General features: G+C 49.1%; 7 protein-coding genes. All 7 read left to right on the top strand.

Annotation, left to right across the window (positions count from 1 at the left end):
* Window positions 1-46: 46 nt before the first annotated feature.
* Window positions 47-769: a UPF0280 family protein gene (locus tag AB1466_04710; GenBank protein MEW6189398.1), complete on the top strand. Its 723-nt coding sequence runs from the start codon at window positions 47-49 to the stop codon at window positions 767-769.
* Window positions 770-959: 190 nt separating this feature from the next.
* Window positions 960-1,268 carry a (2Fe-2S)-binding protein gene (locus AB1466_04715; GenBank protein ID MEW6189399.1) on the top strand — a complete coding sequence of 103 codons (309 nt, stop codon included), beginning with the start codon at window positions 960-962 and terminating at the stop codon, window positions 1,266-1,268.
* On the top strand, window positions 1,268-2,350 hold the full coding sequence (locus AB1466_04720; GenBank protein ID MEW6189400.1) for an NAD(P)/FAD-dependent oxidoreductase: 1,083 nt from the start codon (window positions 1,268-1,270) through the stop codon (window positions 2,348-2,350). Before AB1466_04715 ends, AB1466_04720 begins: the two co-directional genes overlap by 1 nt.
* Window positions 2,347-2,868, top strand: a complete 522-nt coding sequence (locus AB1466_04725; GenBank protein MEW6189401.1) for a 4Fe-4S binding protein — start codon at window positions 2,347-2,349, stop codon at window positions 2,866-2,868. The genes AB1466_04720 and AB1466_04725 overlap by 4 nt, the downstream gene beginning before the upstream one ends.
* Window positions 2,853-3,125, top strand: a complete 273-nt coding sequence (locus tag AB1466_04730; GenBank protein MEW6189402.1) for a (2Fe-2S)-binding protein — start codon at window positions 2,853-2,855, stop codon at window positions 3,123-3,125. The genes AB1466_04725 and AB1466_04730 overlap by 16 nt, the downstream gene beginning before the upstream one ends.
* Complete coding sequence (locus AB1466_04735) at window positions 3,115-4,272, top strand: FAD-binding oxidoreductase (GenBank protein ID MEW6189403.1); 1,158 nt, start codon at window positions 3,115-3,117, stop codon at window positions 4,270-4,272. Before AB1466_04730 ends, AB1466_04735 begins: the two co-directional genes overlap by 11 nt.
* Before the next feature lie 75 nt (window positions 4,273-4,347).
* Window positions 4,348-5,577 carry a nickel-dependent lactate racemase gene (gene larA, locus AB1466_04740; GenBank protein ID MEW6189404.1) on the top strand — a complete coding sequence of 410 codons (1,230 nt, stop codon included), beginning with the start codon at window positions 4,348-4,350 and terminating at the stop codon, window positions 5,575-5,577.
* Window positions 5,578-5,714 lie beyond the last annotated feature (137 nt).

The following is a 5,714-nucleotide window of genomic DNA, read 5'->3' on the forward strand; positions in this document are numbered from 1 at the left end:
ACTAAACTCCCAAGGAGTTTGTCAATCTGTCACGAGGGAGTAAAAGATGTATGAACCAAGATTCTATCGGGAGAAAATGCTCGCCAAAGGTTTAGTTTCCTTCCAGGTGGTAGTGGCCGAAACCGACTTACACATAAGTGCTAATGGAAATTTTAATCATCAAGCATTGGAAGCTGTTCTAAAGTATCGCAAAGATTTGGAAGAGTTCATCGCCAAACATCCCCTCTTTAGGACTACTCTTAAGCCTTATGACGTTCCCGATTCGGCTCCAAAGATGGTCAGAAGTATGGCTCGAGCGGCCGGGAAAGTCGATGTGGGACCCATGGCCACCGTGGCTGGAGCCATCGCGGAGTTCGTGGGGCGTGATTTATTGAAACTCTCGCGGGAGGTCATCGTCGAAAACGGTGGAGATATCTTCATCGAGACCAGGAAACCCCGAAAGATTGCCGTTTATGCTGGGGATTCTCCACTGAGCAACAAAATTGCCATCGAAATTAAGCCGGATCAAACACCCTTGGGGGTCTGCACCTCTGCGGGGACTCTCGGTCACTCCCTAAGTTTTGGGGAAGCCGATGCGGTGGTCGTTTTATCCTGGGATACCTGCCTGGCAGATGCAGCCGCTACGGCCATTGGCAATCGGGTGCGCAAATCTGAGGATATCGATGAGGCATTGACTTATGCCCGGACAATCGGTGGACTCAATGGCGTCATCATCATAAAGGATAATAAAATGGGTGTCTGGGGTGATCTGGAGATATCACCTTTGTAAGTGGTCATGGGAATATGGGTGAAACCGTACCGCTCGATTCTTAAGAGACGGTTTTCTTGAGGTCTAACCAATAATTATTTATTAATGTAGAGGCGGTCTTGTGCCCGCCCAAATGGATATTTAGCGGGAGATGAACTCCCGCGCTACTTGCCTGAGAACACAAAAGTTCAATTAACTACTGGAGGATACGTTGAGGATCAAGTCTCATCCCATTTTGGGAGATATTCCCAAAAGAAAAGTTATAAAGATAAAGGTAGATGGGAGAACCATCGAAGCCTTTGAGGGAGAACCCATAGCAGTTGCCCTCCTTGCTGCTGGCATAAAGGTTTTTAGGAGGACGGTAAAAAGAAGGGAACCTCGTGGTCTATTTTGCGCCATCGGACAATGCACTGATTGTATGATGACCGTAAATGGTGCACCCAATGTGAGAGCCTGCATTACTCCAGTGGAAGAAGGAATGGAGATAAGAACTCAAATTGGCTGGGGTGAGGGAAGTTGATGGATGCCGAAGTGGCGGTAGTGGGAGCTGGTCCAGCGGGTCTTTCCGCTTCCATAGAGGCTGCACGATTGGGTGCCAAGGTAGTCCTAATCGACGAAAATGGCAAACCCGGTGGACAACTATTCAAGCAAATTCACAAATTCTTTGGCTCGAGGGAGCATTTAGCTGGATTGAGGGGATATGACATAGGAAATGAATTATGGCAACGGGCAATGGAGTTGGGGATCTATGTGATGTTGAACACCACAGTTTTTGGCATATTCGAGGATAAAATCCTGGGTTTATTAATGGCGACGGGATCTGAAATTCTACATGCTCAACGGATTATTTTGGCTACGGGGGGTTCTGAAAATACCATCGCTTTTCCGGGTTGGACACTACCCGGGGTGATGGGTGTGGGGGCGGTTCAAACCCTCATCAATGTGCATAGAGTGCTACCGGGCAAAAGAGTACTGATGGTTGGATCGGGCAACGTGGGTCTAATCGTATCCTATCAGTTACTCCAGGCCGGTGCGAGGGTGGTTGCCATTGTGGAAGCCACTCCTAAAATAGGAGGATATCACGTACACGCGGCAAAGATTCAACGGGCGGGTGTGCCCATCATAGTCTCTCACACGGTTAAACGAGCCCATGGCAAGGATTACGTTGAGGCGGCGACCATCGTACGGGTTGACGATGATTTGAAGATGATCCCGGGTACGGAAAAGACCCTCGATGTTGATACCATCTGCCTCGCCGTTGGTCTTACTCCTTTAAGCGAATTAGCTTGGATGAGCGGTTGCAAATTCATCTTCGTTCCCACCTTGGGTGGACACGTTCCCATTCACAACGAGGATATGGAAACGACCGTGAAGGGAATTTATGTGGCTGGGGATATAGCGGGTATAGAGGAGGCGAGCATTGCCATGGAGGAGGGAAGACTCGCGGGCATAGCAGCTGCGGAAAGTCTGGGCTATGCCGGGGAAGAGGCAACGAGATTAAAAAGGGAGGTCAAAGGGAGACTATGGCAGTTACGCCGGGGCCCTTTCGGAGAGGATAGATATTTGGCAAAGCAAAGGATAATGAAGGTGGCTCCGAGGTGAACGGTGAAATAGCCCCAACGAGAGCAATAACCCTTAAAGAGTTGAGGAATACACCTGGTTTCCCTTCCCAGGAGCGAATGAGTCTGGGACGGGTGGCCGTAATTGAATGCCCCGAGGAGATACCCTGCAACCCCTGCGAGTTTGCCTGTCCAAAGGGAGCCATAAAAATAGGGCAGCCCATAACGAATCTTCCCCAGCTCATAGAGGAGAGATGTGATGGATGCGGGATTTGCATACCTTCCTGCCCCGGTCTTGCGATCTTCATCGTAGACTTAACTTACTCCAAGACCCAGGCTTTGGTGGAATTTCCCCACGAGTTTCTACCTCTACCCAAGGAGGGCCAGGAGGTGGACGCCACCGATCGCCAGGGCAAGGTTTTGACGAAAGGGAGGGTAGTAAAGGTAAGAAATCCGAAGGATTACAATTCCACCCCTGTGATATCCCTCACCGTTCCAAAGAGATATGCCAATGAAGTGAGGGACATCTCAAGGAGGAGTTCGAATTGGATGACGAAGTGATCATCTGCCGATGTGAAGAGGTCACAAAGGGAGAAATCCTTAAGGCCATTGGAGAAGGTGCGAGGACCATCACCGGCGTAAAGACAAGAACCCGGGCGGGAATGGGTCTCTGTCAAGGAAGAACCTGTGGAAGATTGATGGCACGATTGCTCGCTGAAAGAACCGGTCAAGCTCTTGAGAAAATACCTCCGGCCACGGTTAGACCTCCGGTGAGGGCAACTAAGATGGAGAACCTGGTGAGGCCTCATGGTGAATAAGGCTGATGTCGTGGTCATCGGTGGAGGGGTAATCGGTACTTCGATTGCCTGTCACCTGGCCAAGTACGGTGTGGATACATTATTAATAGAAAGGAGAAATTTAGCCGCGGGAACCTCTGGTGCTTGTGACGGCTTCATTTTTCTCCAGTCTAAAAAGCCAGGTTTTGACCTTCGATTGGCTTTGGAGAGTGCCAGATTATACGAGAACTTGGCGGATGAGCTATCTTACGACATAGAATATCGGAAATGTGGCGGGATGATTCTCATCGAAACTGCGGAGCAATTAAAGGTGATAACTGAGCTCATGGATGGGCAAAGAAGGGTAGGATTGGATATTGAGTTAACGACGACACCTCAAGAACTTGAGCCCATCCTATCGGGACATATCATTGGTGCCACCTATTCACCTTTAGATGCTCAGGTGAATCCATTTAAAGTGGTTTTGGGTTTTGCCCAAGGTGCGAAGAGAAAGGGAGCTCGGATACTTAACTATACGGAAGTTCAAGCCATTCGGACCAGGACTGTTCGCGGCGAGCTTAGGGTGGATTCGGTCATAACTGAAAGAGGGGAAATTAAGACGAATACGGTCATAAATGCGGCGGGAGTGTATGCGCCAGTGATAGCGAAAATGGTGGGGTTGGATTTGCCGATCATTCCCAGACGGGGGCAGGTTTTGGTCACCGAACCCCTTCCCGAGTTTGTCACGAGGCTTTTGGTGGATGCCGGGTATATAACACTTAAACTTGCCCCGGATCATCGCGAGACCGATGATGGGTTGGGACTGGGCTTTACCTTGGAGCAAACCACGGGTGGAAATCTTCTCATCGGAAGTACCAGGGAATTTGTGGGCTATGATAGGAGGACGACATATCACGGGATCAAAGCCATCACTCAAAATGCCTTAAGGATTGCACCAGCTTTAAAAGAGGTCAATATCATCAGGTCATTCGCGGGATTAAGACCATACACGCCAGATGGTCTTCCCATTTTAGGCGAAGTGCAAGGCCTCTCCGGTTTCATAATAGCTGCGGGTCATGAGGGAAATGGTATCGCTTTGGCTCCCATCACCGGGAAATTGATCGCTGAACTGGTTGTCAAGGGAAGACCATCGATATCTTTGGATGAATTCGGGTTGGAGCGGTTTTAAAAGCTTAAAGCCATCAGCTTCCAGCTCTCAGTTGAAGGGAAAGACTGAATTGCTATGTCTTACAGGAAATTTGAATTGAGCTACGGGCATCAAAAGATAGAATTCTCGATTGGGGATGAAAATCTTCTGGGCGTGATTCAAGCGAAAAAGATGTCGCCCCTCCCCAATCCTCGAGATTTTCCTCCCCTGTCTGAAATAGTCAGCCCCGGAGAGAGTGTAGCCATCCTGGTCTCGGATAAGACCAGGGCAGCCAAATCCGATCTCATATTACCCCTATTATTGGATGAGCTTAATTCCTCAGGTGTTCCTGATGAAGATATCTTCATAACCTTTGCCACAGGTACCCATCCCAAACATACAAGGGAAGAGCAGCGACAAATCGTAGGGGAAGAAGTTTTCGAGAGGGTGTCTCTCTACGACCATGATTGCCACGATCGAAATAATCTCAAATATGTGGGCACAACGAGCAGGGGGACGAAGGTCGAACTCAATAGGCAAGTACTTGAAGCCGATAGGATAATCCTCACGGGGACCATCGTTTACCATTACTTTGCGGGTTTCGGAGGTGGGAGAAAAAGCATTCTCCCCGGAATAGCCTCCTTCGAAACCATACAATCCAACCATCGACTTGTCTTAAATCCGAATGAGGGTAGGAACCCTCTGGCCAGGACGGGCATACTCAATGGAAATCCCGTCCATGAGGATATGATTGAAGCTGCGTCCATGGTCAATCCCGATTTCTTATGCAATGTGGTTTTAAATGATGATGGGGAATTGTCGGGAATTTTCACTGGGCACTGGAGGAGGGCTCATGAGAAAGGTTGCCATTTCGTAGATGAGCATTGTAGGATCAAAGTCGGCGAAAAGGCCGATTTAGTCGTGGTGAGCTGTGGGGGACATCCCATGGACGTAAACTTCGCTCAGTCACACAAAGCTATGGATAATGCATCCTTCGTTCTTCGGGATGGGGGAGTGATGATCCTTTTGGCTGAGTGTGGCGAGGACTATCCTTCACCTGAGTATCGTGAGTGGTTGAAGTATCGATGCAAGGAAGAAATCGAGGAGGTTTTACGGGAGGAATTTTCCATTCCTGGACATACCATATACTCCGCCATGGAGAAGGCGGAGAAATTTCACATCATTCTGGTGACCGAATTAAACACGGATGATGTGCATCACCTGGGGATGACCCCGGCGAGCTCAATTGAGGAAGCTTTGGGCATCGCTCGGGCCAAATTGGGGAAAGCTCCATCCACTTATGTCATGCCCCAAGGATACACCACCCTGGGGACAGTCTCCACATAATCTTTCTATCTGATAGCGTTCTAACAATTGGTGATTCGCCCTTCGGAACCCACCACCTTGGCAGACTGGATTATATTCTCTTCAGTTTAACATATGCCAAGTGAGCTTCTTTAGCCAATCCTCGCCGCTGTAGGTCG

This window comes from Actinomycetota bacterium (assembly GCA_040755895.1).
GTDB lineage: Bacteria > Actinomycetota > Aquicultoria > Subteraquimicrobiales > Subteraquimicrobiaceae > Subteraquimicrobium.

Excerpts from the sequence above, each read along its gene's own strand:
- AB1466_04710 (MEW6189398.1), top strand. The coding sequence starts at position 47 with ATGTATGAACCAAGATTCTATCGGGAGAAAATGCTCGCCAAAGGTTTA.
- AB1466_04735 (MEW6189403.1), top strand. The coding sequence starts at position 3,115 with ATGGTGAATAAGGCTGATGTCGTGGTCATCGGTGGAGGGGTAATCGGT.
- AB1466_04720 (MEW6189400.1), top strand. The coding sequence starts at position 1,268 with ATGGATGCCGAAGTGGCGGTAGTGGGAGCTGGTCCAGCGGGTCTTTCC.